Source organism: Pseudovibrio sp. Ad13, assembly GCF_001623225.1.
GTDB lineage: Bacteria > Pseudomonadota > Alphaproteobacteria > Rhizobiales > Stappiaceae > Pseudovibrio.
The window spans coordinates 114783-137800 of record NZ_LMCC01000019.1 but is presented as its reverse complement, the minus strand read 5'-3'; the positions used below and the strand labels follow the sequence as shown (position 1 = coordinate 137800).

Genomic DNA, 23018 nt, shown 5'->3' with positions numbered 1-23018 from the left:
CATGCCTGCGCGGTTTGGCGGATTTTTAGTGATTGCTGCACGCTTAAGATACTAAATAAAGCAGATTTGCAAGCGAGACAAAAGGCCAGAGATTTGCCTTGTTACTCTGGCCTTTCTTATTCCATTAGAAGGCTTATTGGGTCAATGCTTTGATGCGTGTGATCAAGGAACCAACTCTCTCAGATTTTTCCGCGGCTTCTGCATGCATTGGCAAAACAGCTTCGATGAATGGTGCTTTATCCACCTCAATGAACTTCACATTAAGCTCGGACTTTGCCTGCTCGATGTGCTTCTTTGTCATCTCATTCCACTGGGCCCGATGGAAGTGCATGGAGGACTTGGCAGCATCACGAATTGCTGTTTGTTCGTCTGTGTTTAACGAATTCCAGACTGTGGTTGAAATGACAACGATAGACGGGATCATTGTGTGGCCGTCATCGGAGTAAACCTTGGAGACTTCACCATGACGGGCTGTGGTCAGCGCCAGCGGGTTATTCTCTGCACCATCGACCACGCCCTGCTGAAGTGCGCTGTACAATTCGCCCCAGGAGATTGGGGTTGGGCTGCCGCCGAGTAGCTCTACCATGCGGATTGCGGAGGGGGATGGTTGGACTCGGATCTTCATGCCTTTGAGATCAGCTGGAGAGTGAATCTCGTTGTTGGCGTAGAAGGAGCGGGCACCTTCCACGTAAAAGGTCAGACCAATAAAGCCTTTGTCTGCTGATGCTGCAAGGATGTCGTCGCCGATTGGGCCGCTGAGAACATCGAAATAATGGTTCTCGTCTACGAAGATGTAAGGCAGGTTCAGTGCTGAGTAAGACTCTTCAAAGGCTTCCAGCTCGCTGGCGTTGGTTTTGGCCATTGCGAGGGTGCCTTCTTGCACTAACTCCATGGATTCTCTTTGTGTTCCCAGTGCGCCATTGCCGTAGATGCGGATTTTGAGAGATCCGCCGGTGGCTTCTGCAACTTTGTCTGCCATGTGCTGCATGGAAATGTGCAGAGGGTGCTCTGGTCCCTGATTGTGGCTGAGTTTCAATGTCTTCGCGTAGCCGAATGAAGTTGTTGCAAGCAGAGCTGCACCCAGAACTGTGGCTTTGGCAATCTTTCTCGTAAACATATGCTTCCCCCCGGATGATCGCAGCGAATGTATTCGTGAGATGAAACTATAGAATGCTGAGGCTGCGATATGTAATGGAAAGAATTGGATGGATTCGAGGAGTTGTCAAACCATTTTATATATTGGTTGACCTTATGAAGAGCTTATTTGTTTTCCGTCTAACTGATTTATTTCTACTGCATCAGTCTGATAAGTGTGGTGAAGCATTATTCTTCTAGTTAGCGCTCTTATGATTGGTCAGAGTTCTTCTAAGAAAGAACGGTATTGGTCAACCGGAGGGAGGGAAGATACAAAAAAGCCCCTGAGTTTGTCTTTCAGGGGCTGGATTGATGATGTCAGTTCATGTTCTTCGGTTTCCAGCGCCGCAGCAACATGGCGTTGGTAACCACGGAGACGGAACTCATGGCCATGGCGGCTCCTGCGATGACAGGGGAGAGCAATCCCAGCGCTGCCAGCGGAATGCCGATGATGTTGTAGATGAAGGCCCAGAACAGGTTTTGTCTTATTTTTCTGAGGGTTGCCTTGGAGATGTCCAGCGCTGCCGGGATCATCTTTGGCTCAGAACGCATGAGTGTGACACCAGCGGTTTCCAATGCAACATCAGCACCGGAGCCCATTGCGATGCCGAGGTCAGCAGCTGCCAGAGCAGGGGCATCGTTGATGCCGTCGCCAACCATCGCAACTCTATAGCCTTGTTCTTTCAAGTCATTTACGACTTCGTTCTTGCCTTCTGGCTGAACGCGTGCCTGGAATTCGTCAACGCCGACCTGATCTGCGATGTTTTTGGCGGCGAGTTCCGTGTCGCCGGTGATCATTACTGTGCGAATACCTTGTTTCTTAAGGGATTCTACAGCTTCACGGGCGGAGTCCCGTGCCTGATCAACAAACGCTAAAACACCGATTGCACGGTCACCCAGAGCGACTGTGACTGCGGTTTTACCTGAGGATTCGTAAGTCTTTACGAGGCCATCGCCCATCATGGATGGGGCGACATTCAGGTCTTTCATCAGGGCTGCGTTGCCGATGGAGACCTGCTGTCCGGTGAGCTCTGCAATCAGGCCCTTGCCGGGGATAGCCTTGATGGAGCGTGGGCGGGTGAGCTTAAGGTTACGCTCTTCTGCTGCGCGGATAAGTGCGCTCGCGAGTGGGTGTTCGCTGCCCAGTTGGATGCTGGCTGCGATTGTCAGCAGGCGGTCGTCATTGCGGTCAAACGCCTGAGCATCCGTCAGAACTGGCTTGCCGACGGTCAGCGTGCCGGTTTTGTCAAAGAGGATCGTATCGACTTTGTGGGCGCGTTCCAGCGCTTCGATATCGCGGATAAGTATGCCAGCCTTCGCAGCTGCGCCGGTGCCTGCGACAAGTGCTGTCGGGGTAGCAAGTCCCAGTGCGCAAGGGCAGGCGATGACGAGGACGGCGACGGATGCGCTGACGGCTGTAGTGACGTCGCCGGAGTAAAGCATCCAGCCAGCGAAGGTTGCGAGGGCGATCAGCACAATAACGGGAACAAAAATAGCTGCGACTTTGTCGACTAGTTTTTGTAGCGGTGCCTTGGAGGCCTGTGCGCCTTCAACAAGGCGGATAATCTGAGCTAAGCGTGTTGATTCACCAAGGGCAGTGGTGCGGACAAAAATTGCACCTGCTCCGTTGATTGTTCCACCGGTTACCTGATCACCCTTGTTTTTGTGCACGGGCAGGTTCTCACCGGTGAGCATAGATTCATCCAGCTCGCTTTCACCCTCTTCAATCAAGCCATCGGTTGGAACGCACTCGCCCGGTTTGATAACTATGTAATCGCCGAGGCGCAGATCTGAGATGCCGACGGGGATAATCTTGTCGCCGACGATCTTGTTGGCCGTGGTTGGTCGCAGGGCGATCAGAGAGCGAACAGCAGCTGAGGTGGAGCGTTTCGCCCGTATTTCCAGATACTTACCCATCAGGATAAGGGTGAGGATGACAGCAGATGCTTCAAAATAGAGGTCTGTTGCCTGCGCCTGTGTGGCGAAGAAGACGTTATAAACGCTGTACAGATAAGCGGCGGATGTGCCGAGCGAGACGAGGACATCCATGTTGGCGCCGCCATGACGCAGAGCTGCAAACGCACCCTTGTAGAATCGCGCACCGACGAAAAGTTGGATTGGCGTTGCTAATGCAAACTGCAGTACGCCAGAGAGCTCGAATTGCACGCCAAACGCCATCAAAACCATTGGAATGACTAGCGGAATCGCAAGGAGCGTTGATAGCGCGAAAAGTTGAAAGGTTTTGCGTTCTTCTGCGTCGCTATGTGCTTCGCGCTCTTCAAAAGCCTTCTTTGCTGCCTCTGCCTCGTCCCGGCGCTCCTTTGCCTCAAAACCAGCTGTTGAGACCACGTCCACCAGATCATTCGCGGCGACCTGAGGCAGGTGTTCCACCTCTGCCATTTCAAGTGCGAAATTGACCGTGGCTTTGACCACACCTTCGGTTGCCTGGAGAGTCTTTTCCAAGCGAGATGCGCAACCTGCACATGTCATTCCGGAGATGTCGAGTTTGACGGTTTGGGCTGCAGAGGCTGAGGGTGCGTTCATCAGAGCTATCTTCGGTTGCCGAGTTCAGACCCTCAGGACTTATTACCATTGGTGAGGGCGGGTCAAGTGGTTGTAGAGAGGGTAAATACGCAAGCTCTCCTATGTGATGTAGTCGTGTTGTGATCCTGATCGAAGCCGTGACCACAGCCCGATCATTTTTGCAGGGAACACATAGGGTTTTGCGAAGTTTGACCTCTCCTTGGCCCTTCGGTACGGAAAGGCGCTCTGTGGATAGTCACGTAATGGGAACGAGCGGTATCTGCTCAATGGCTATGCCAGCAGCAAAGAGATGATCTGTGTGATCACTTTTGATGGGGTCGGCAGGCTGGCGCATTCCAGGATGAGGGATTTTCCGGTTGGTTGCCATTGGGTGAAAGGGGCTTGGAGGTCACCTTTCTTCAGAGACGGTTCGACGAGGGCTTTGTGACCCATGAGGATGCCTGCACCGTTTTTCGCTTCTTCCATTGCGATGGCATAGAGGGAATAGTTTGGGCCGTCGCTCAAGCTATTCAGAGTCGGTGCGTTTGTGTTGGCCCAGACCTGCCAGTCGTCTGCCCAGATCACATCGTGGAGGAAGGTTTCTGTCTCAAGGTCCTGTGGTTCTTTCAGGCCTTTTGCTGTTGCTGGCGAGCAGACCGGGGTGATGAGGTCCTCTGCGATGATGCGCTCTTGAGCTGTGCCTTTGGGTTTGCCGATGAAGATGGAAAGATCGTAGATCTCGCGGTCCAGATTGGGCGGCGTTTCCAGTGCGATGACAGAGATGTTGGTGTCTGGCAAAGCCTCTCTGATTTTGGGCAGGCGCGGGGAGAGCCAGAGTTGCGCGACGCTTGGCAGGGCAGCAATGTGAATGGTTTTGCGGCTGGTTTTGGCTCGTAATTGGCGGACGGCGTTGCCCAGTTCATCGAAGGCCTTAGAGAAGTGCGGGGCGATGTCCTGTCCCAGCTCTGTCAGGTGGACGCCTTGAGAGCGGCGCTCGAACAGGTCCGCGCCAACCCATTCCTCCAATGCTTTGATGTGCTGCGAGACAGCGCCTGCGGTGACGCTCAGTTCTTCTGCTGCATTGGCAAAGCCACCAAGGCGGGCGGCAGCTTCGAATGCACGAAGGGCGTTGAGAGGTGGCCCTTTGGGGCGGGAGGGAGAGACTGACATGGCTTAGCCTTAGTTTTTCTAGGCCAATAATTACATATTCTGGTTTGCGCTCTCAAGCGTTCTGTCCGCACACTCCTCTCAACAATTGGGAGGTTGTGATGGTTTTAGCGAAACGAAATTGGGTTCCGGCTCATTGTGAAGCACTGGTGCAGGAGGTTGCGCAGCGGACGCAGGCTCAGAGTTCTGCGGTTCTTTTGGGTCGGTTGGATGCGTTGGCATCTCAGAACAGGGAAATTCATGAGGATCAGTGCTTCAACCTAAACCCGGCAACGAATGTGATGAACCCAAGAGCTGAAGCATTTCTGGCTTCTGGCATCGGTTCTCGCCCGTCTCTCGGCTACCCCGGTGATAAATATGAGATGGGGCTGGAAGCTATTGAAGAGATTGAGGTGATCGCGGCTGAACTAAGCGCGGAAGTGTTTGATGCACAGTATGCTGAGATCCGTGTGCCGTCCGGAGCCATCGCCAATCTTTATGGGTTTATGGCGACCTGTCAGCCGGGTGATACGATCATTGCGCCGCCAGCTTCCATTGGCGGGCATGTGACCCACCACATTGCAGGATGTGCCGGGCTTTATGGTTTGCGCACTATGCCTGCTCCGGTGAATGCGGATGGCTACACCATTGATGTGGAGGGGCTTCGTGAGCTTGCTAAAGCGGAACAGCCGAAGCTGATCACTGTGGGTTCCAGCCTTAACCTGTTTGAGCATCCTGTGCGAGCTATTCGTGAGATCGCCGATGAGGTGGGTGCCAAAGTGATGTTTGATGCGGCGCATCAATGCGGGATCATTGCTGGCAGAGCCTGGGCGAATCCGTTGGAAGAAGGCGCTCATTTTATGACTATGAGCACCTACAAGAGCCTTGGCGGGCCTGCGGGCGGTCTGATTGTCTCCAATGATGCTGAGTTAATTGAGCGGATGGATGCCATTGCGTTTCCCGGGATGACTGCCAACTTTGATGCGGCGAAGTCTGCTGCGCTGGCGGTGACCATGCTGGATTGGCGGGACTATGGGCAAGCGTATGCTGCTGAGATGATTGCCCTTTCAAAAGCACTGGCGCAGGCGCTCGATGCGCAGGGCATTCCTGTGTTTGCCAAGGCGCAGGGCTTTACGCAGTCACATCAGTTTGCTGTTGAGGCGGCTTCCTTCGGTGGTGGGCAGGCGGCTTCCAAGAAACTCCGTAAGGCTGGTTTCCTTGCCTGTGGTATCGGCTTGCCGATTGCGGAGGTGGAAGGCGATATGAACGGGCTGCGTATTGGAACGCCTGAACTGGTGCGCTGGGGTGTTGGTGTGGAACATGCAGGTGAGATGGCGCGGTTGATTGCAGCAGCGCTGCGCTCTGATCTACCTGAGCAGTATCTGCCTGAGGTTTCTGCCTGGCGGTGGCAGTTCAAGAAACTGCATTATGTGATGGCTGGAGAGCCTGTATCAGCCTAGCGGTTGTTACGGCGAAACAAAGTCTGCAATGATGAGGTCGCGTTTACGGGGTGAGTTCTTTCTTGTTGCTTAGCTTGAGGCGGTAGGCATCAGGGGCGTCACACAACGCGGCCCATCCAGATTGTTCTAGAAGCAACAGCATCTAGTTCGCTAAACCCGTGTTTTTGCCAAAAGCGAATGGCTCTAGCGTTCTTTGCATTCGCACCAACATGTATAGCCGCTACTTGATATCGTTTTGCGCATTGCATCCATTTGTTGAGGAGCAGGGTTCCGATGCCTTGCCCTTGAGCAACTGGGAGAAGGTTCATGTGTAGGTGGGAAGGAAAGCGTATTGAAATCTGTTCTGGTGTTTTCTCCGGAAAATGGATCATCTGGTACCTGCGTTCATCCGCAGTCCAAGTCGATCTCGCTCCTTCCTCCGGTTTGGGGTACTTACGTCTTAAGCTTGGCCACCATTGAGTTTCCAGGGTCGCTTCAAACTTGACGGTGTTAATTGTGCCTACACAGTAACCAACGACTTGGTTGTCGCGCTCAATCACGTAAGAGAGTTGAGGTGAGTACTTTAGATAGGGGGCTGAGTATATGTGCCCCATCATTCGATAATCGTCATACAAGTGGCTGGCATCATTACCCAAATGGCCTGTTTGAACCGAAATGCGGTAGAGTGCCTCCAAATCATCATGGCCAGCTCTGCGAATCTTGTTCATTTCAATGTTCCCATTTGGAGTGCAACCGGTTTTACATCTTATGAAGACCGAATATTGTCAGCAAGCTGAAGATAAGTGCTTTAAAGATCTGTGGGTCATAAAGAGGCACTCAATGCATTTCCTGATGGTTAAGAGTGTTGGAGCATACGTTGAATTTTGAATACTGTTGCTTTGCAAAGTTTGTAGCACCGTCACAGCAAAGTTTTGCTTGAAAGCGTGTCCGCCAGAAGGTCGAAGACCAGGCGGATGCGCTTTGAGGTGTGCAGTTCGCGGTGGGTTGCCAGCCAGAAGGGCACGACGAATGGCTCAAAGCCTGGCAGCACCTGTTCCATTTCCGGGAATATTTCAGCGATCTCTTGAATCATGACAATGATGCCGAGATCGTTTCTGACCAGTTGCCACCCCACCAGTCCGCTTGCGGTTGTTAGTTTGAAGTTGCTTTCTTTGAGTGGCAGACCAGACTCGGTGAAGTACTTGAGGAACTTGTCTGGCCTGTCGAAGGCGATGAAGTCGTGGTTTGCCATGTCATTGGCCGATTGTGGGCGGCCCTTGCGGTTCAGATAGGTCTTGCTGGCATAGAAGTGTGCGGTGGTTTCCCTCACAAGCCTTGCGGTCAGGTCTGGTTGTTCCGGGCGGATATGGCGGATGGCGATATCTGCTTCACGCTGCTGCAAATCACTGACGGTGTTGGTGGCGATGATCTCCACGTGAATGCCGGGTGCGATCTCGCGCAATTGCTTCAAAATGGGTGTGAGGATGAAGGCTGAGGCGGTGTCGCTTGCGCTGATGCAGACGGTTCCGTCGATTTCCTGAGACTGGCCGGACGCTGCCAATGAGATGCGGTTGGCGGCCTCTCCCATGGATTTCACATGCTCCAGCAGCTCAAAACCGGCCTGCGTGAGGGAGAGTGAGCGGCCAACACGCTCAAACAACGTCACGCCGAGTGCTTCTTCCAGCGCAGAGACCTGCCTGCCAAGTGTGGGTTGAGTGAGGCCGAGGGCCCTTGCTGCAGCCGAAAGGGAGCCTTCCTCTGCTGTGACAAGGAAAGCGCGGGCCTGGTTCCAGTCGAATGAGACGCTCTGCCAATTCATGCATATTTGTATACCTCAACTGCGAATTTTGGCAATTTGTTTTGATAATATGCATGGATACACTGCAGGAAATGGAGGGTTTCCGATGCAGAATTCCGCAGGATTTTGGGACAAGCATGCGCCGGGTTATGTGGCGCGACCAATGAAAGACGTTGCTTCCTATGAGAAGGCGATGGACCGTGTCCGTTCTTATCTCACACCGGAGCAAGAGGTGTTGGAACTGGGCTGTGGCAGTGGGGCGACGGCGATGCTTTTGGCCAAGCATGTCAAGCACATGACCGCTAGCGATATTTCCGGCAAGATGATTGAGTTTGGGCGTGAAAAGGCGTGGGATGATGGCGTTGAGAATGTGAGTTTTGTGCATGCTCCCGCAGGTGGATCAGTGCTTGATGGCAAGACCTATGATGTGGTGATGGCGTATAACGTTATTCATCTGATCAAAGGTCCGGCTGATGCAATCAATCAGGTACAGCGACTCGTGAAGCCGGGGGGATTGCTCATTTCCAAGACGCCATGTTTGGGTGATTCCGCGTTTTACTGGCGCTGGCTGATCAATGTGATGCGCCTTGTTGGGTATGCGCCCTATGTGACCTACTTCAAGCAGGTGGAATTGGGGCGTCAGATTGAGCAGGCAGGCTTCAAGATTGTTGAAACTGGCAATTATCCGGCGTCTCCCATGGGGCGTTTCATAGTTGCGCGTAAGGTGTAAGGCCGTTTACAGGTCCACGCGGGCAAACAAACCGTGGTGGTCGGAGCCGTAGTAAGGGCGGAGAAAGGTCTTTCCGCCCTTTGGTGCGAGGACGTGGTCAATGCGCATGGCATAGGTGCCTTTGAAGAGGAAGCTTGCTTCAAATGGACCGGCCAATTGAGTGTCCGTGGCGTCGGTATATTCATCCAGATTGTGCGACCACGGGACCATGTTAAAATCGCCAGCAATCATCTTCAGTCCATCCAGCTCTGATAAGATCGAGATGATTTTCCCAGCTTGTGTCTCTTGAGGAAACGGCCATGGCCAGTGCTGATGGATAGACACAACCCAGAGCGGTCCCTCTGAGCTTTGGATGTGCAGTGCTGCTATGCCGAGGCCGATCTCACAGCGATAAGCATCAGAAGCAAGAGGGAGGCGTGAGAGCACAGCGACTGCACCGACGGCTGTGAAGGGGCAGACGATGTGGTAGGGATACTGCTTTTTGAGTGAGTTGATGAGAGGAAGATGTCTTTTGTGCACTTCCTGAAGCGTGATCACTTCTGGCTGTAGCATGAGGATGTCATTCAGGACATCCATGCGGTCTCCGGCACGGAAACTCAGGTTCTTTTGATAGACTGCCAGATCGTAATTCTCTGGGACGCGCACTCCCTGATCGGCCCACAATACCGTTCCGCTGCTGATTGATGCGACTAGAAAGCCGATGATCATCAACTTGGGCTGGCGGTAGCTAAAGAGAGTGAGAATAGCGAGTAAGACGGCCAGAGGCAGCCGGAGAACAGACAAGCTGTCGCCGATCGGATGTATAATTCCCAGGAAAGATATGAGGAGTAAACTTGTTACTCCAATTATTGAGTTGCGCAGGAACATGACACTCTTCGTTCACGGAGTTAGAAGGCGCGAACCTGCTATGTATAATCGAAACTATGTTCATTATTTGACAGCGCAATCATTTGGCAGAAAGCCTAGGTTTTTTGCAAAACTCCCTCTGCCAGATCATTAAGTTTCTGAAGGAAGTGACACAGAGTGATTGCGTCAGATATGTTGGAAGGCATGACCCGAATGCAGTTGGTGAGCTGAGGCATTGGTGCGTAGCTGATGCAAGGAATGCCAGCTTCGATTAAATGGGTGGTGAATGCATCTGCTTGTCCTGCCGGTGTTTCGATAAGCAAGAAGTCTGTTTCGCTGGGCAGGCAGGAGAGAGCGGTGTGTTGCTCGACGCTGTTCTTTACATGATCGCGCCATCGGCAGCAGGATTTGACGTGTGCTGCAAGCAGGTCATGGTTTTCAATCAGAGCTTTGCCAGCCGCCACGTTGAGTGGAGAGATGGTCGTGCCACCTTTGAGCTGCCTGAGGCAACTGATGATCTTGGTGTTGCCCATGATATAGCCAAAACCAGTTGCCGCATAACCTGCCTTTGACATGCTGCGCATGAGGACGAAGTTTTCGTGTGTCTCCAGCAAGCGACACAGGGCGTGCGGATCATCTGCAAACAAGTGATAAACTTCATCGATGACAACGAGACCATTTGTATGGGTGGCGAGCGTTTCGATGAACTCCACCGGGGCTGTTCTGGATGTGGGGTTGTTGGGCGTGCTGAGCAGGGTGATTGCCGGGTCGTGTTCTTGCAGCTTTGCTAAAGCGTCGGCAGTGTCCCAGTGTCCACCATTTGTGAGCTTGAACTTGTTGGACTGGATGCTGAGCTTTTCTAGCGTGATGTCAAAGAGGAAGTAATCAAACTCAGGCAGGAGGACGGGTCGACCTTTCGCGAATGCGAGCGAGAGTTCCTCGAGGAAGGTATTGATACCACTGCCGAGCATAGTTGAGCAGCTGTCAGGCAGATTGTTTTTATCCCTGAGTGTTGTCTCCAACTCAGTGATTGCTTTTATGTTGTAGTTGGACAGATTGAGCTTTGAGACATTGCGCTGAATGCACTTGTCGATTTGCAACAGAGCCTTAGGGCGTGTTTCTGGCGCCTCAAGTTGTGGGCTTCGATAATCAATGAATTTTTCCAGATCGAACGAGGTTCTCTGGTGTTGTGCAGCCTGGCAGAAATCAGAGGGAGAGAAGGGCACAGTATGGGTGTCCCGTATTGAGAACGATTTGAGAAACTGTCGTTCTTATTCGTAGACCGGTGGTGGGATCTGCGGGCGATGGTGAAGGTAATGACCAAATATCGCGTCGCAATCTTCAAAATACTTTTCGGTGAAGAGGATGTGTGTGTGCCAGACAATGTCTACGGCCTTGGAAGGCCATGCTCGGGCGTCCTGCGGATAATCACCTTTGTATTTGACCTCAAGTTCGAGTGAGTCAATCAAGAATTTGCGATAGTCATTGACTGCTGTACGTGTTTCCTTCCTTGGCCACTCGTAACCTCCATCTGCAACGGGAGCCGTGAGCTGGTCAAAGACACATTCCAGATCGAGGGCCTCAATTTTCTTGCGGCCATTTTCATTGAAGATGCGTTCTGAGGAATACCAGTCCATGTTCTAGGCTCCCGATGTTTGCTTGATTAACCAGAGTTTGGGAAACTCTCAGTCTTTGCTTTCTGTGTTTACTTCAGTTTTGTTTTCGATTTTTTCGAAAGGAAAACCGCCAGGGAAAAAACCACATTTTGCTTTTTGTGTTGGTGTGATTGCTTTGTGAGTGAATGGGTTTTGCGCAGCGGCGTGTAGTTTGTTCAGATCAGTCATGGGAGCCTCCTCCTAGGATTTATCTTGAGCGTCATGAATGGTGATGTGACCACGGCAAGTGCCGTCAGAAAACACGCCAACAATCGGGCTTTCTCCGATAAGGCCAGACGCAAACATTGTGACTTCTACGGGAGTTTTGTCCTCGCTCTCCGGAAAGACGACTTCATAGCTGTTGGTCATCGTGTAAATGCCTTCACCAACAGTTCCATCTGACTCCGTGACGAGAATGTCATGGCCCTTATGAGATTCAAGCTGGGTATGGCCTTCGTCAGTTTTGCCTTTGTGAGTGGTCGTGTAACCTTCGGTATAGCGTGTTTTGCAGGTACCATCGTCAGGTTGCCCGCTGACGAGTGACAAGTCGGAGAACTCGACTTTAGAGTTTTCAGCAGTTGTATCGTTATTTTCAGCAAAGACCGGTGAGGTCGCGAGGCCGAGGAGCCCAAGGCCTGCGACGGCGGCAGTTGTCTTTTTCATATTTTTAGCCTGCTCTGATCGAAATGAGTTCGCATTAGTCGCTTTTGTATCCTTTCGGATGAGCAGAGCTTAGGGATGGCTGTCTTAATGAAAATGTTAAGTGGAAGAAGGATGTGCTTGCTAGGGTAATGCAAGCTGAAGTGGTTGCCTGAGAGTTTAAGCGCTATTGAATTAGAGGTTGTGAGAGTGCGTTAACTTATCATATTGCGTGCAGGCAAAAGAAAAGGGGCCGTTTGGGCCCCTTTGTATCTGAATTGCTAGCTTTATTTGGTGTCGGCAACCAGCTCGTGAACGTTCCCGTCGGGGTCTGCAAAGAAGGCGGTGTATTCGCCCCAGGGCTGCTGGGCAGGTGCAGCGATGCTTTTAACGCCGTTGGCTAAGAGGGCATCGTATGCGGTATCAATCTGCGCTGTGGTTTCATATTCGAAGCCGATGCCCAGTCCTGAACCCGTGCGGATTCCATTGAGTGTTTCAGCGTTCAGGAAGGAACTGAGGTATTCATGACTGGCTAGTGACAGCCTGAGGCCGTTGGATTTGAACTCCGCGAACTCTCCATTTTCTGAGATCAGTTTCATCTTCATTTTGTCTTTGAAGAAAGCTTTCATCTCAGGGAAGTTTGCTGTGTGCAGGGTGACCATGTAAATGGCCGGCTGAGTTGGTTCTGCCTGAGCTGCGAACTGCGCGCCAAATAGTGACAGAACGGCGATCATACATTGCTTAATGAACGTCATTTGTTGTTGTTCCTTTCAGAGTCCATAGCCATTGGGATTTTGTTGCGAGAAAATGCTGTTCGAGCTGGTTTAGAGTTTGCTGGGTGTTAGAGGACGGCAGCCCGTATCCTTTGATGAAATTCATGAGGTGAGGTCTGAGAAAGGCGAGGGCGTCTTCCAGATTGTCTGGCTGATCGTGGGGCATGCCATACCAAACCAACGAGATCCCTGAAACGAAGGCCCAGAGACCGGTTGTCAGGTGTTTGGGGTCGGTGGTGGTTCCAGAGATTTCTGAGCAGAGCTCTTCCAGAAAAGAAGAGAGATCTGAGGCTACAATCTGATGATTGTGACGCCTGATATTATGAGTTTCCTGCCAGAAAGAAGGTGAGGCACATTGCATTTCTATTTGGAACACGTCTGGATGGGCGATGTTGAAAAGAAAGTCCAACATGATCACGCCGAGGCATCGCATTTCAGGCTCTTGAAATTGATCGATTACTAATTTTAGTTTTTGATGGCGGATATCAAGGGCTTGGGATGCCAGTGCGGCTATGACGTCCTGTTTGCTTTCGAAGTGGCGGTAGAGAGTGCCGACGGAGACTTGCGATAGCTTGGCAAGTTCTGGCATTTTCAGGGCGCCAACTCCTTCAGCAATAGCGACTTCTCGCGCCTTCTCCAAAATTGCTTCTTCGCGAACTCTGGTTTTTTGCTGCTTGCCAGAAGGTTGCATGAGGTTGGTTCCATCGTTTTTTGATTCTGGAATATAATTCGAATAATATTCCATATTTGATTTTTGGATGGAACTCAAGGTTCGAGCTTGCCTGAGATGTAGGTTGGTGCATCACATTTAAGTGGCTGGATTGTCGGTTCTGCAGGCAAAAGAAAAGGGCCCGCTGGGGGCCCTTTGTGGTCTTTAGAATGTGAGTGGTGTTAGGCCAGTTCTTCTTCCAGATTTTGGCGGGACAGGCCGTCCATGCTTGGCATCAGGGAGAGGAGTTCCTTGGTGTAAGCGTGTTGAGGTTTGTCGAAGAGGTCTTCGGTGTCCGCAACTTCCAGAAGCTGGCCATGGCGCATAACACCGGTGCGGTTACACATCTGCCGGATGACCGCGAGGTCGTGGCTGATGAACAGCATGGTGAGGCCCAGCTCGTCCTGCAGGTCTTTGAGCAGGTTGAGGATTTGTGCCTGAATGGATACGTCCAGCGCGGAAGTTGGTTCATCACAAACCAAGAAGCGAGGGCGTGTCGCCAGGGCGCGGGCAATGGAGATGCGCTGGCGCTGACCGCCGGAGAACTCGTGCGGGAACTTGGCTGCTGCTGCGATGCCAAGGCCGACGTGCTCCAGAAGGTCATCAACGATCTGGTTCACTTCGCTGTTGGTGCTGGCGAGTTTGTGGAACTTGATTGGTTCAGCCACAATATCACGCACACGCATGCGGGAATTCAGGGAGGAGAACGGATCCTGGAAGATCATCTGCATCTGGCGGCGCATTGCCAGAACCTGCTTCTTGTCTTTCAGGCTGGTCAGCTCCTGCCCAGCAAAGTGGGCGGTGCCGCCTGCCGGGTGGTAAAGGCCAGTGATGACGCGGGCCATGGTTGATTTACCGGAACCACTTTCGCCCACGAGGCCAAAGGTTTCCCCTGCATGGATGTCAAAGCTAACTTTATCCAGAGCGGTGAAGTACTGCCTGTTTTTAGAAATCCATGCGTCCTTGGTGAGGAACTTCATGGTGATGTCTTTTACATCAAGCAGTGGGCCATCGACAGATTTGTAGTCACGCGCCTTGCCCAGCCAGTGGGTGCCGATGTCGATTTGCTTGAAGGGCTTTGCTGAGCCTTCAATGTAATCGACCTGCGGGAAGCGATGTACTTTTACGTCCGGACGCGGAACGGCGGCGATCAGGCTTTGGGTGTATGGGTGCTTTGGAGCGCCCAATACCTGCTTGGATTCGCCGTATTCAACCAGATCACCCCGGTACATCACCGCAACGTGGTCGGTGAGGTCTGCGATCACACCCATGTCGTGGGTGATGACGACCATCGCCACGTTCTTCTCTTCACACAGACGCTTCATCAGCTTCAGGATCTGAGCCTGAATGGAAACGTCGAGCGCGGTTGTTGGTTCATCTGCGATGACAACTTCCGGGTCTGCGCAAAGAGCGAGAGCGATCACAACACGCTGGCGCATACCACCGGAGAATTGGTGCGGGTATTGCGCAATGCGTTCTTCCGGATTTGGAATGCCAACCTGATCCAGCAGATCAACCGCATGTGCGCGAGCTTCTGCTTTGGAGAGCGGCAGGTGCAGGCGGATGGTTTCGACCAGCTGGAACTCGATGGTCTGGAGTGGATCCAAAGAGGTCAGCGGATCCTGAAAGATCATGCCAATGCGCTTACCGCGCAGTTTGCGCATGCTTTCAGCCGCAAGGTTATCGATACGTTTGCCGTCGAGGTGAATTTCACCTTCGGCGATCCGGCCCGGATTTTCCAGAAGACCGATGACGGCGTTGCCGACGGTGGACTTGCCTGCGCCACTTTCTCCAACCACGCCGAGGATTTTACCGGCGTCTACGGAGAGATTGACATTACGGGACGCTGTGAAGACGTCTTTGCGGCTCGGAAACTCAACAGTGAGGCCGCGAATATCTAAGATGCTCATGGTCTGGCCTCCCTAGCGCAGTTTCGGGTTCAAAGCGTCGCGGAGCCAGTCGCCCAGCAGGTTTACTGCCAGCACGAGGATCGCGAGCGCCAGACCTGGGAAGATCGCGATCCACCACTCACCTGAGAACAGGAAGTCGTTGCCGATGCGGATCAGGGTGCCCAGAGATGGCTGTGTTGATGGAACACCAACGCCAAGGAAGGAGAGGGTTGCTTCTGTGATGATTGCCAGAGCAAGGTTGATGGTTGCTATAACCAGAACCGGACCAAGCACGTTTGGCAGCACGTGGCGGATCATGATGATCCATGCCGGAATGCCAATGACGCGGGCGGCCTGAACATACTCTTTGTTCTTCTCCACCAATGTAGAGCCACGAACTGTACGTGCGTATTGCACCCAGAATGACAGGCCGATGGAGAACGTTAGAATCCAGATTGCCCAGGTCTCACGATCGATGTTGCCAAAGATGCCGTTTGCAATGCCGTCGATGAGCAGTGCCAGCAGGATGGCCGGGAAGGTGAGCTGGACTTCTGCGATACGCATGATGATCGCGTCTGTGCGGCCACCGACATAACCAGAAATCAGGCCGAGGGAGATGCCGAGGACTGCGGCAAATGCCACAGACAGGAAGCCCACTGCCAGAGAAATGCGCATGCCGTACAGGATGCCAGAGAGCAGATCGCGGCCCTGATCATCTGTGCCCAGCAGGTAGCGTGGGTCGGACCATTCCATACCAATCGGTGGAATGCGTGCGTCCATGATGCTGATCTGAGCCAGATCAAACGGGTTGAACGGTGCGACGAGCGGAGCAAACAGGGCTGCGAGCATCAGCACTACCGTGGTGAAGGCCGCGAGGACTGTCACCTTGGAGCTGAGGAAGCTGTGCAGCAAGTCGCTGTCGAGGAAGCGGGCCATTGCGGAGCGCGGGGCTTCTGAAGCCTCACTGCCGGAAACGGTTGGTGTGTTATCTGTCATGATTATTATCCTTACCGTTTCTTATGCGCGGCCGCGTTCGGTGCGCAGGCGTGGATCAATCACGACGTAGAGAATGTCTACGATGAGGTTGATGAACACGAAGATGAAAGCGGTGAGCAGCAGGTAAGCTGCCATGATCGGAATATCCACGTTCTGCACGGCTTGCAGGAAGAGGATGCCCATGCCCGGCCACTGGAATACGGTCTCGGTGATAATCGCGAAGGCGATGATGGAGCCGAGCTGCAGACCGGTGATGGTGATCACAGGCACCATCGTGTTTTTGAGAGCGTGGATGTAATAGACAGACCGGTTCGGCAAACCGCGAGCGCGGGCGAACTTGATGTGGTCGGTCCGCATCACTTCCAGCATCTCAGCGCGGATCAGGCGCATGATGAGGGTCATCTGGTACAGCCCAAGCGTAATTGCCGGCAGGATGATGGCCTTCAGACCGCTGATGGTTAGGAAGCCTGTGTCCCAGAAAGACCCCAGGGCAACGACCTCACCGCGGCCAAAGCTTGGCAGCCACTGCAGTGTGACTGAGAAGAAGAAGATAAACAGGATGCCGATAAAGAATGTTGGCAAAGAGATACCTACAAGAGATACCGACAGGAACATCTTTGAGAGCCAGGAGTCGCGGTTCAAACCGGTGTAAACGCCCATTGGAATGCCCAGCAGCAATGCAAAAATTGCAGAGGCGAAGGACAGTTCCAGAGTTGCAGGCAGACGGCGACCAATCAGGTCTGCCACAGGCTGCTTGAACTGGTAGGAGTTACCGAAGTCAAACTGGATTGCGCCCAGGACATAACGGAAAAACTGAACGAGAACAGGGTCGTTCAGACCGAGGCGCTGGCGCAAGGCTTCACGCTGTTCCGGGGTGGTCTCAATGCCCACCATCTGGTTTACAGGATCTCCAACAAAGCGGAAGAGCAGGAAGGAGATTAAGGCTACGACAAACATGACCACGAGAGCCATGGCGATACGCCGGGAAATAAAGCCAAACATGGTGTTTTATAGTTGTTCCTGAGAATAGAGGCGCCCGGCGCCTAGGGCGCCGGGCTATTATTTTATTGGCTAAGTCGTCAACTTAGTTCTTCACTACAAACTTGAAGTGGAACTCGTTATCCGCACGCTGCTTCAGAGTAACCTTGTCGGATACACCCCAAGCCAGACCCTGCTGATGCAGTGGAATGTGAGATACTTCGTTGTTCAGGATTGTGTAGGCTTCGGAGATCATGCTGTTACGCTTCTCTTCGTCGTTTTCGGAGAGAACCATTTTTGTCAGCTCATCAACACGTGGGTTACAGTAACCACCGAGGTTGAATGGTCCGCCAGCACCTTTGTCATCACGACAGTTGTTGAGGTTGAGCAGAACGTTGTAGCTGTCGAATGAACCTGGGGTCCAACCGAGCATGTAGAAGGACGTGTCAAAGCCGCCAGATGCCAGGATCTTAGCGAAGTACTTCGCTTTAGGCTGTGCATTCAGGTTTACTTTGATGCCTACGCGCGCAAGGAATGCTGCAGTTGCCTGACAGATTGCTTCATCGTTGACGTAGCGATCATTCGGGCAGTCCATGCCAACTTCAAAGCCGTCTGCATAACCTGCTTCTGCGAGAAGTGCCTTCGCAGCTGCCGGATCGTACGGGTAGCGAGAGAAGTCACCGGAGTTTGCGAACAGGAATGGTGAGATCATCAGAGCAGCTGGCTCGGACAGACCACGCATGATTTTCGCTTTGATCGCATCAACGTCAATTGCCTGATAGAACGCCTTACGAACGCGAACGTCCTTGAACGGGTTCTTGCCTTTGATGTTGGAGTAGGTCAGCTCATCACGCTTCTGGTCGAAGCCAAGGAAGATGGTGCGCAGCTCAGGACCGGTCAGTGCAGATGTGCCCGCATTGCTGTCCACGCGTTTGATGTCCTGTACCGGGATCGGGAACGCCATGTCCAGCTCACCGGAAAGAAGAGCTGCAACGCGGGTTGCATCAGATCCGATTGGAGTGAACTCAACGCCAGTCAGGTTGTGTACCTTCTGGTCCCACCAACCGTCGTTTACGGTGAAAGTGGTTTTTACACCTGGCTCATGCGTTGCAATCTTGAACGGGCCGGTGCCGTTTGTGTTCAAAGATGCATAGTTTGGATTGGTGTCAGAAGCGCTTGTCACTTTTACAGCGTTGTTTGCTTCAGTCCATTCCTTATCCATGATGTACCAAGTGGACCACTCGGAGTGCAGGATAGGGTTTACGCCTGTCAGGACGAAATCAACGGTGTAGTCGTCTACTTTCTCAACCTTGACGTCCGCTGCGATACGGGTTGTCAGGTCAGAGCCTTCAGCGCGAACACGGTTTGCAGAGAAAACCACGTCGTCAGCATTGAAGTCGTTGCCGTTGTGGAACTTTACGCCTTTGCGCAGGTGGAAGCGCCAGCGGGTTGGTTCAATAACTTCCCAGCTTTCTGCAAGTGCAGGTTCGATCTGGAGATCAGCTGTACGGCGAACGAGACCTTCATACACATTGCCGTGCATGGCCATGGTGAATGTTTCGTTCAAGCTGTATGGATCTAGCTGATTGTATGTACCTTGAAATGCGAACTTCAGCGTTTCAGCATTTACCTGAGTTCCAGCAGCAAGCGTCATTGCCAATGCAGCGGATGCAATCTTTAAACGCATTCTAAATTAACTCCCCTTTTCCCCTCATGCAGAAAATTAATTGTTCTGCAGGGCCCCTCTGGTTTCGCCGACCACTTATTAGGCGGATTCTGGCGTCTTAGTGATATTACCCATATGAATGAATGCGTCTAGGGGGCATTGCGTAGTTGAAACGAGGAATTAATGTGGGCGCAGCGCAATTTCATAGCGTATTCAGGTGCTAAGGGATGTATTTCTTGCGGTTTAATGCGCGTCAGTTGAGAGACGCACTAACGTTAAGATGAGTATATTTCATCTAATGATGAGGAAATGAAGGGTTCTGATCTTGTTGATTATGTATGGTATTCGCAATTGCGACAGTGTTCGCAAGGCTCGTAAACTTCTGGATGAATCTAAAATCAACTACAATTTTCACGATTACAAGAAAGATGGTGCAGATGAAAATGCACTGATAGAGGCCTGTGAACGATTCGGTTGGGACGCTGTTTTGAATAAACGCGGTACCACATGGCGCAAATTGGATGATGAAACCAAGGCTGGTGTCACGGACCAGGCTAGCGCTATCGCCTTGATGGCACAGGAAACTTCATTAATTAAAAGGCCACTTATTATTGGTGGAAAACAGCTTTTGCTTGGATTTGATGCGTCTTTGTGGGGTGAAATTTTGGAAAAAGGAGAGCTGTAGAGACAGTTAAACTGTTCTAAGCTCTCCTTAATTGGACGGTAAAGTTTAAGGGTTGGGATCCTTTAGGCTTAGCCATCCTTCCTATGGTATGAGGCGCTGGCAATCACGTAATCTGAAGCGTGGTTGCCAACCCGAAATCTTTTATCTGACGAAGTTTTCTCGAAGCTGACCGCGACATTGAGTAAAAATGCTGCGAGAATTCTTCTGCACCCGCCTCAAGCTCTTCACAGGACATGTTTTTTGGCTGGTAGACCGCATGGGCACCATCAAATTCTCCCCAATTGTCAGAGAGCAATCTGTCCTCCTCTTCCAGCTGTTTGTAGAAGCGGGAGCCAGGGAAGGGGATGGCGATGGCCGGTGCGGTAATATCTACCCCTATGTCATGATAGAACTTGGCGGTTTCGATGAAAATTTCTGGTGTATGCTCGTCGAAGCCAAAAATAGCCGTGGTGTCGACAATAATTCCATGTGTATGAATGTTAGAAATTTGAGATTTTAAGTTTTCAGGTTTTACAAAACCCTTGCCTGCACGCTTGAGTGCTGCCTTGGACGGGGTTTCTATTCCAATGAGCAAGTACTTGGCGCCGGACCTTGCTGCGGCTTCCAGAAGTTCCGGATCATCTGCTATGCGAATAGTGGTTTCGCCTGCCCATCTAATCTTGAGCGTTTCTAATGCTTTGAATAATTCCAAAGCGTATTCGCGATCCTCCGTCAGGTGGTCGGCGTGAAGTTCGACCCAATCGGTTTCCATTTCGGAAATCTCATTGATTATGTCGGGGATTGGGCGATAGCGGGTTTTGCCAAGCATGCCGGGGATGAGGCAGAAGCTGCAGTGGTGTTTGCAGCCGCGACTGACCAGCACGGACCATTCCCAGCCATACTGCTCTGCGGTGATGAGATGGCGCGGATATGGGTTAAGCTTGGACATGTCGGCGTAGGTGCCGGTGTATCTTGGCTTGAGGCTGCGGTTTTGCGCATCCTGTAGCAACTCATCCCAGACGTTTTCACATTCGCCTGTCATCACCGCATCTGCATATTCGCTGGCTTCTTCTGGCACGAAGGTGGCGTGGAGGCCGCCGATCACAACCTGACTGCCTTTTTCCGAGAAAGCTGCGGCGAGCTCGTAGCCTCGGTTGGCATCCGGGGTTGCGAAGAAAAGCACCACGAGGTCGGCAGTCACCTTGCGGGGATCGACCATCCTGATGGTTTCGTCATGCATCTCCAGCTGAAAATGGCGGGGGGTTGCTGCCGCAGCTGAGAAGATGGACTGAGGCGGGCCTCCACGCGCTTTCTTGTAGTCTTTAAAATAGCTCGGTGCAGATGCTTTGATGAGACAGATCTTCATTGCCAACCTCATGTGTTTGTTTTGAATAAACTGTCATAAATGACAATTTATAGCAAGAGGAATTTTTATGAGGTGTTACCGCATTGAAATTACGTCATTAATTGAAGGTATGATCTAGCTTTTGTTGAAGGATGACACATCAAAACGTTGCACATCGCGCAGGAGTTTGATGAACTCCTGAGAGGCGTGAGTGAGGGAGGAGTGGCCTTTTTCTGCTGTGGCGAGCGCCGCATTGCCGAGGGCACCGGTCTTGTTCAGGTCCTCACTCATCCAACCATATTGATGGCGGCCATGGGCCCGCAGGTAGGCATCTTTGTTGATGTGGTCGGTTTGGGTAGAGGTGAAGTCTGTGGCGTGATCCATGCGTACGAGATCAGGACGTAAGGAGAGCATGATGGAGGTTTCGATATCTCCGCCGTGAATGCCGTAGGTGAACTCTTCCTCAGCATAGAGGCCTTCCGGTTGGCCGAAGCGGAGCCAGCTGGATTCCACGGCCAGCATGTTGTGCTTAAGGCGCAGCTCGCGGGTGATGATGTCCATCAGTGGTGAGTTGCCGCCGTGGGAGTTGGCCAGCACCAGCTTGCGGATGCCTGCTCTGGCAACACATTCCCCAATCTCAATCCAGGCTTTGACGGCAGTTTCCCATGTGAGGCTGAGCGTGCCGGGGAACGAGTGATGCTCATCTGATTTGCCGACGGCCTGAACGGGGAGGAATGTGACTGGCAGATCATCGGGCAACAGCTCAACCGTGCGAGCGACTTGCCCTTCCGCGATGCAGGTGTCCGTGTAGACCGGCAGATGCGGGCCATGCTGCTCAATCGCCGCAATCGGCAACACTGCGATCCAGTCGCTGGTGTCGTTCTCAGAGAAGTCAGTTGTTGTCATCTCATGCCAAAAACGGCGGGGCAGGTCGCTCATGTGGTTTCCCGGTGCTTGTTGTCTTGCATGCAGAGTAGCGCGTTGGAGCGCGGACGTCATGGGGGGAGGGCGTGGGATGCTCCGGTTTTTCAGAGGTAGTGGGTAGGAAGGCGTTTACTCTGGTGACTGGCAGTTGGGGCTAATGGCTCACGTGAAGAGCAGTGCCCCGTCCTTCTTGGTGGCTAACAATAAAAAGGAGAAGCCGATTATGTTTTCCAGAAAAACACGAAAAGGACTGCTTGGGGGTGTTGCACTGGCACTGGCCGGGGTGATGGCTGGTGAAGCGGGAGCTGCTACGGGTGTTCTGATTACTTCAACCTATTGTGATCGATTTACAAATTCTCGAAACCAAATTTGGACTGAGAATAATCTAGGTGCCGATAATGTTTATTACATGAAAGATAACGGCGCAGTTATCCAGCTCTCTGGGCCTGCAAATATTACTCAGGTTGATGATTTGATTGCAACTGCCCATGGCAACTGTGATGGTATTGGGCCATTTGCTAAAGACGCTTTTGCTCAACATCTTAAGACAGCGAGGGATACTGGCGCCGACTTCAATAAGCTTGTGTTCTTTTCATGCTCTTCGGCTGCAACTGGGGTGTCAGGGCACAGCCTGATTGATGAAGTTGGAACGAAATTCCCTGGGACTAAGAGAATTGTTGGCTGGCCGAGAAGCGGCTATTTTTCTGGTTCAGATGATGCGAGTTTTGCGAATGCTCAGTATACTAGCGGTGCTGACTTCGCGTTTATAGATCCCTCTCGCGAACATGAAGCTCTTGGGCGTATTGCCGATATGGATTATCTTTGGAATACGAAGATTACCACTCCTATAGGTGGTCCTTTACGTTCTGTACAGGCAGCCTGTAATTTAGCTGTTGGATCTGGCAATGATCAAGATTTGAAGGCAAGAATGCTTGAGACCATTGCGGCCTCCCGCGCTGTTCTGACTGGCGAGGTGGTTCCGAACATGCCTGGAAGTACAGTTTTAGGTTGGGGGCATCAGCTCTTGGATTATCAAGACAACGCAAAGGTATGTGGTGCTGATATTGATGGTGCCGGAACTGCGGTTCCATGCAATCATCCAGTCAACAAAAACTTCAATACGGCTGTTGTTCAATAAGGTGGGCGTGAGATCAATCTTATGAT

The 23018-nt window shown here is 52.1% G+C and carries 22 protein-coding genes; 4 read left to right on the top strand and 18 right to left on the bottom strand.

The features are described 5' to 3' along the window. Nucleotides 1-133: 133 nt before the first annotated feature. From PsAD13_RS24075 to PsAD13_RS24065, 3 genes are all read right to left on the bottom strand, one after another. Nucleotides 134-1117, bottom strand: a complete 984-nt coding sequence (locus tag PsAD13_RS24075) for a TRAP transporter substrate-binding protein (protein WP_063319685.1) — start codon at nt 1115-1117, stop codon at nt 134-136. Between the two features lie 335 nt (nt 1118-1452). Further along, nucleotides 1453-3678, bottom strand: a complete 2226-nt coding sequence (locus PsAD13_RS24070; protein WP_063319684.1) for a heavy metal translocating P-type ATPase — start codon at nt 3676-3678, stop codon at nt 1453-1455. Between the two features lie 270 nt (nt 3679-3948). Then, nucleotides 3949-4827: a LysR family transcriptional regulator gene (locus PsAD13_RS24065; RefSeq protein WP_063319683.1), complete on the bottom strand. Its 879-nt coding sequence runs from the start codon at nt 4825-4827 to the stop codon at nt 3949-3951. A gap of 98 nt (nt 4828-4925) precedes the next feature. Here PsAD13_RS24065 and PsAD13_RS24060 point away from each other — a divergent pair, with 98 nt between their 5' ends. Next, nucleotides 4926-6263, top strand: a complete 1338-nt coding sequence (locus PsAD13_RS24060) for an aminotransferase class I/II-fold pyridoxal phosphate-dependent enzyme (protein ID WP_063319682.1) — start codon at nt 4926-4928, stop codon at nt 6261-6263. 98 nt (nt 6264-6361) lie between these two features. Here the strand turns inward: PsAD13_RS24060 and PsAD13_RS24055 are convergent, their stop codons facing one another. Beyond that, nucleotides 6362-6970 (bottom strand): GNAT family N-acetyltransferase, encoded by a 609-nt coding sequence (locus PsAD13_RS24055; protein WP_063319681.1) that lies wholly within the window; start codon nt 6968-6970, stop codon nt 6362-6364. A 191-nt stretch (nt 6971-7161) separates the two neighbouring features. Further along, nucleotides 7162-8061: a LysR family transcriptional regulator gene (locus PsAD13_RS24050; protein ID WP_063319680.1), complete on the bottom strand. Its 900-nt coding sequence runs from the start codon at nt 8059-8061 to the stop codon at nt 7162-7164. Nucleotides 8062-8146: 85 nt separating this feature from the next. On the opposite strand from PsAD13_RS24050, the gene PsAD13_RS24045 reads away from it, so the two are divergent. Then, nucleotides 8147-8770: a class I SAM-dependent methyltransferase gene (locus PsAD13_RS24045; RefSeq protein ID WP_057461870.1), complete on the top strand. Its 624-nt coding sequence runs from the start codon at nt 8147-8149 to the stop codon at nt 8768-8770. A 6-nt stretch (nt 8771-8776) separates the two neighbouring features. Here the strand turns inward: PsAD13_RS24045 and PsAD13_RS24040 are convergent, their stop codons facing one another. The 11 genes from PsAD13_RS24040 to PsAD13_RS23995 form a co-directional block, all read right to left on the bottom strand. After that, nucleotides 8777-9553, bottom strand: coding sequence for an endonuclease/exonuclease/phosphatase family protein (locus PsAD13_RS24040; protein WP_208985897.1), 777 nt, complete (start codon nt 9551-9553; stop codon nt 8777-8779). Nucleotides 9554-9732: 179 nt separating this feature from the next. Continuing rightward, on the bottom strand, nt 9733-10842 hold the full coding sequence (locus PsAD13_RS24035) for an aminotransferase class I/II-fold pyridoxal phosphate-dependent enzyme (protein WP_063303530.1): 1110 nt from the start codon (nt 10840-10842) through the stop codon (nt 9733-9735). 45 nt (nt 10843-10887) lie between these two features. Then, nucleotides 10888-11253 (bottom strand): hypothetical protein, encoded by a 366-nt coding sequence (locus tag PsAD13_RS24030; protein WP_063291103.1) that lies wholly within the window; start codon nt 11251-11253, stop codon nt 10888-10890. Between the two features lie 48 nt (nt 11254-11301). Beyond that, on the bottom strand, nt 11302-11460 hold the full coding sequence (locus PsAD13_RS27885) for a hypothetical protein (protein ID WP_161831226.1): 159 nt from the start codon (nt 11458-11460) through the stop codon (nt 11302-11304). A gap of 12 nt (nt 11461-11472) precedes the next feature. Continuing rightward, nucleotides 11473-11934 (bottom strand): hypothetical protein, encoded by a 462-nt coding sequence (locus tag PsAD13_RS24025; RefSeq protein ID WP_063303529.1) that lies wholly within the window; start codon nt 11932-11934, stop codon nt 11473-11475. A 263-nt stretch (nt 11935-12197) separates the two neighbouring features. After that, the gene (locus PsAD13_RS24020) at nt 12198-12665 is read right to left on the bottom strand and encodes a VOC family protein (RefSeq protein WP_084404807.1); all 468 of its coding nucleotides are present in this window, start codon (nt 12663-12665) and stop codon (nt 12198-12200) included. Further along, a complete protein-coding gene (locus tag PsAD13_RS24015; RefSeq protein WP_153040957.1) occupies nt 12652-13452 on the bottom strand; it encodes a TetR/AcrR family transcriptional regulator in 801 nt (266 codons plus the stop codon). Before PsAD13_RS24015 ends, PsAD13_RS24020 begins: the two co-directional genes overlap by 14 nt. Nucleotides 13453-13574: 122 nt before the next feature. Next, nucleotides 13575-15302 carry an ABC transporter ATP-binding protein gene (locus tag PsAD13_RS24010; protein WP_063312904.1) on the bottom strand — a complete coding sequence of 576 codons (1728 nt, stop codon included), beginning with the start codon at nt 15300-15302 and terminating at the stop codon, nt 13575-13577. A 12-nt stretch (nt 15303-15314) separates the two neighbouring features. Next, a complete protein-coding gene (locus PsAD13_RS24005) occupies nt 15315-16277 on the bottom strand; it encodes an ABC transporter permease (RefSeq protein ID WP_063290307.1) in 963 nt (320 codons plus the stop codon). Between the two features lie 21 nt (nt 16278-16298). Further along, a complete protein-coding gene (locus PsAD13_RS24000; protein ID WP_057461862.1) occupies nt 16299-17279 on the bottom strand; it encodes an ABC transporter permease in 981 nt (326 codons plus the stop codon). A gap of 82 nt (nt 17280-17361) precedes the next feature. Beyond that, complete coding sequence (locus PsAD13_RS23995; protein ID WP_057461861.1) at nt 17362-18942, bottom strand: ABC transporter substrate-binding protein; 1581 nt, start codon at nt 18940-18942, stop codon at nt 17362-17364. Nucleotides 18943-19255: 313 nt separating this feature from the next. On the opposite strand from PsAD13_RS23995, the gene PsAD13_RS23990 reads away from it, so the two are divergent. Next, nucleotides 19256-19606, top strand: coding sequence for an ArsC family reductase (locus PsAD13_RS23990; protein WP_063291096.1), 351 nt, complete (start codon nt 19256-19258; stop codon nt 19604-19606). Nucleotides 19607-19709: 103 nt separating this feature from the next. On the opposite strand, the gene PsAD13_RS23985 is transcribed toward PsAD13_RS23990, so the two are convergent. Beyond that, a complete protein-coding gene (locus PsAD13_RS23985) occupies nt 19710-20951 on the bottom strand; it encodes a radical SAM protein (RefSeq protein ID WP_063291095.1) in 1242 nt (413 codons plus the stop codon). Nucleotides 20952-21065: 114 nt separating this feature from the next. Further along, nucleotides 21066-21869: a creatininase family protein gene (locus PsAD13_RS23980; protein WP_063291094.1), complete on the bottom strand. Its 804-nt coding sequence runs from the start codon at nt 21867-21869 to the stop codon at nt 21066-21068. Between the two features lie 208 nt (nt 21870-22077). Here PsAD13_RS23980 and PsAD13_RS23975 point away from each other — a divergent pair, with 208 nt between their 5' ends. After that, entirely contained in the window at nt 22078-22992 is a 915-nt protein-coding gene (locus PsAD13_RS23975; protein ID WP_063290304.1) for a hypothetical protein, read from the top strand. Nucleotides 22993-23018 lie beyond the last annotated feature (26 nt).

Coding starts and splice junctions, on each gene's coding strand:
- PsAD13_RS24030 (WP_063291103.1), bottom strand. CDS start 11,253: ATGGACTGGTATTCCTCAGAACGCATCTTCAATGAAAATGGCCGCAAG.
- PsAD13_RS23985 (WP_063291095.1), bottom strand. CDS start 20,951: ATGAAGATCTGTCTCATCAAAGCATCTGCACCGAGCTATTTTAAAGAC.
- PsAD13_RS23995 (WP_057461861.1), bottom strand. CDS start 18,942: ATGCGTTTAAAGATTGCATCCGCTGCATTGGCAATGACGCTTGCTGCT.
- PsAD13_RS23980 (WP_063291094.1), bottom strand. CDS start 21,869: ATGAGCGACCTGCCCCGCCGTTTTTGGCATGAGATGACAACAACTGAC.
- PsAD13_RS24060 (WP_063319682.1), top strand. CDS start 4,926: ATGGTTTTAGCGAAACGAAATTGGGTTCCGGCTCATTGTGAAGCACTG.
- PsAD13_RS24010 (WP_063312904.1), bottom strand. CDS start 15,302: ATGAGCATCTTAGATATTCGCGGCCTCACTGTTGAGTTTCCGAGCCGC.
- PsAD13_RS24075 (WP_063319685.1), bottom strand. CDS start 1,117: ATGTTTACGAGAAAGATTGCCAAAGCCACAGTTCTGGGTGCAGCTCTG.
- PsAD13_RS24050 (WP_063319680.1), bottom strand. CDS start 8,061: ATGAATTGGCAGAGCGTCTCATTCGACTGGAACCAGGCCCGCGCTTTC.
- PsAD13_RS24055 (WP_063319681.1), bottom strand. CDS start 6,970: ATGAACAAGATTCGCAGAGCTGGCCATGATGATTTGGAGGCACTCTAC.
- PsAD13_RS24065 (WP_063319683.1), bottom strand. CDS start 4,827: ATGTCAGTCTCTCCCTCCCGCCCCAAAGGGCCACCTCTCAACGCCCTT.
- PsAD13_RS24070 (WP_063319684.1), bottom strand. CDS start 3,678: ATGAACGCACCCTCAGCCTCTGCAGCCCAAACCGTCAAACTCGACATC.
- PsAD13_RS24045 (WP_057461870.1), top strand. CDS start 8,147: ATGCAGAATTCCGCAGGATTTTGGGACAAGCATGCGCCGGGTTATGTG.
- PsAD13_RS23975 (WP_063290304.1), top strand. CDS start 22,078: ATGTTTTCCAGAAAAACACGAAAAGGACTGCTTGGGGGTGTTGCACTG.
- PsAD13_RS24025 (WP_063303529.1), bottom strand. CDS start 11,934: ATGAAAAAGACAACTGCCGCCGTCGCAGGCCTTGGGCTCCTCGGCCTC.
- PsAD13_RS27885 (WP_161831226.1), bottom strand. CDS start 11,460: ATGACTGATCTGAACAAACTACACGCCGCTGCGCAAAACCCATTCACT.
- PsAD13_RS24020 (WP_084404807.1), bottom strand. CDS start 12,665: ATGACGTTCATTAAGCAATGTATGATCGCCGTTCTGTCACTATTTGGC.
- PsAD13_RS24000 (WP_057461862.1), bottom strand. CDS start 17,279: ATGTTTGGCTTTATTTCCCGGCGTATCGCCATGGCTCTCGTGGTCATG.
- PsAD13_RS23990 (WP_063291096.1), top strand. CDS start 19,256: ATGTATGGTATTCGCAATTGCGACAGTGTTCGCAAGGCTCGTAAACTT.
- PsAD13_RS24005 (WP_063290307.1), bottom strand. CDS start 16,277: ATGACAGATAACACACCAACCGTTTCCGGCAGTGAGGCTTCAGAAGCC.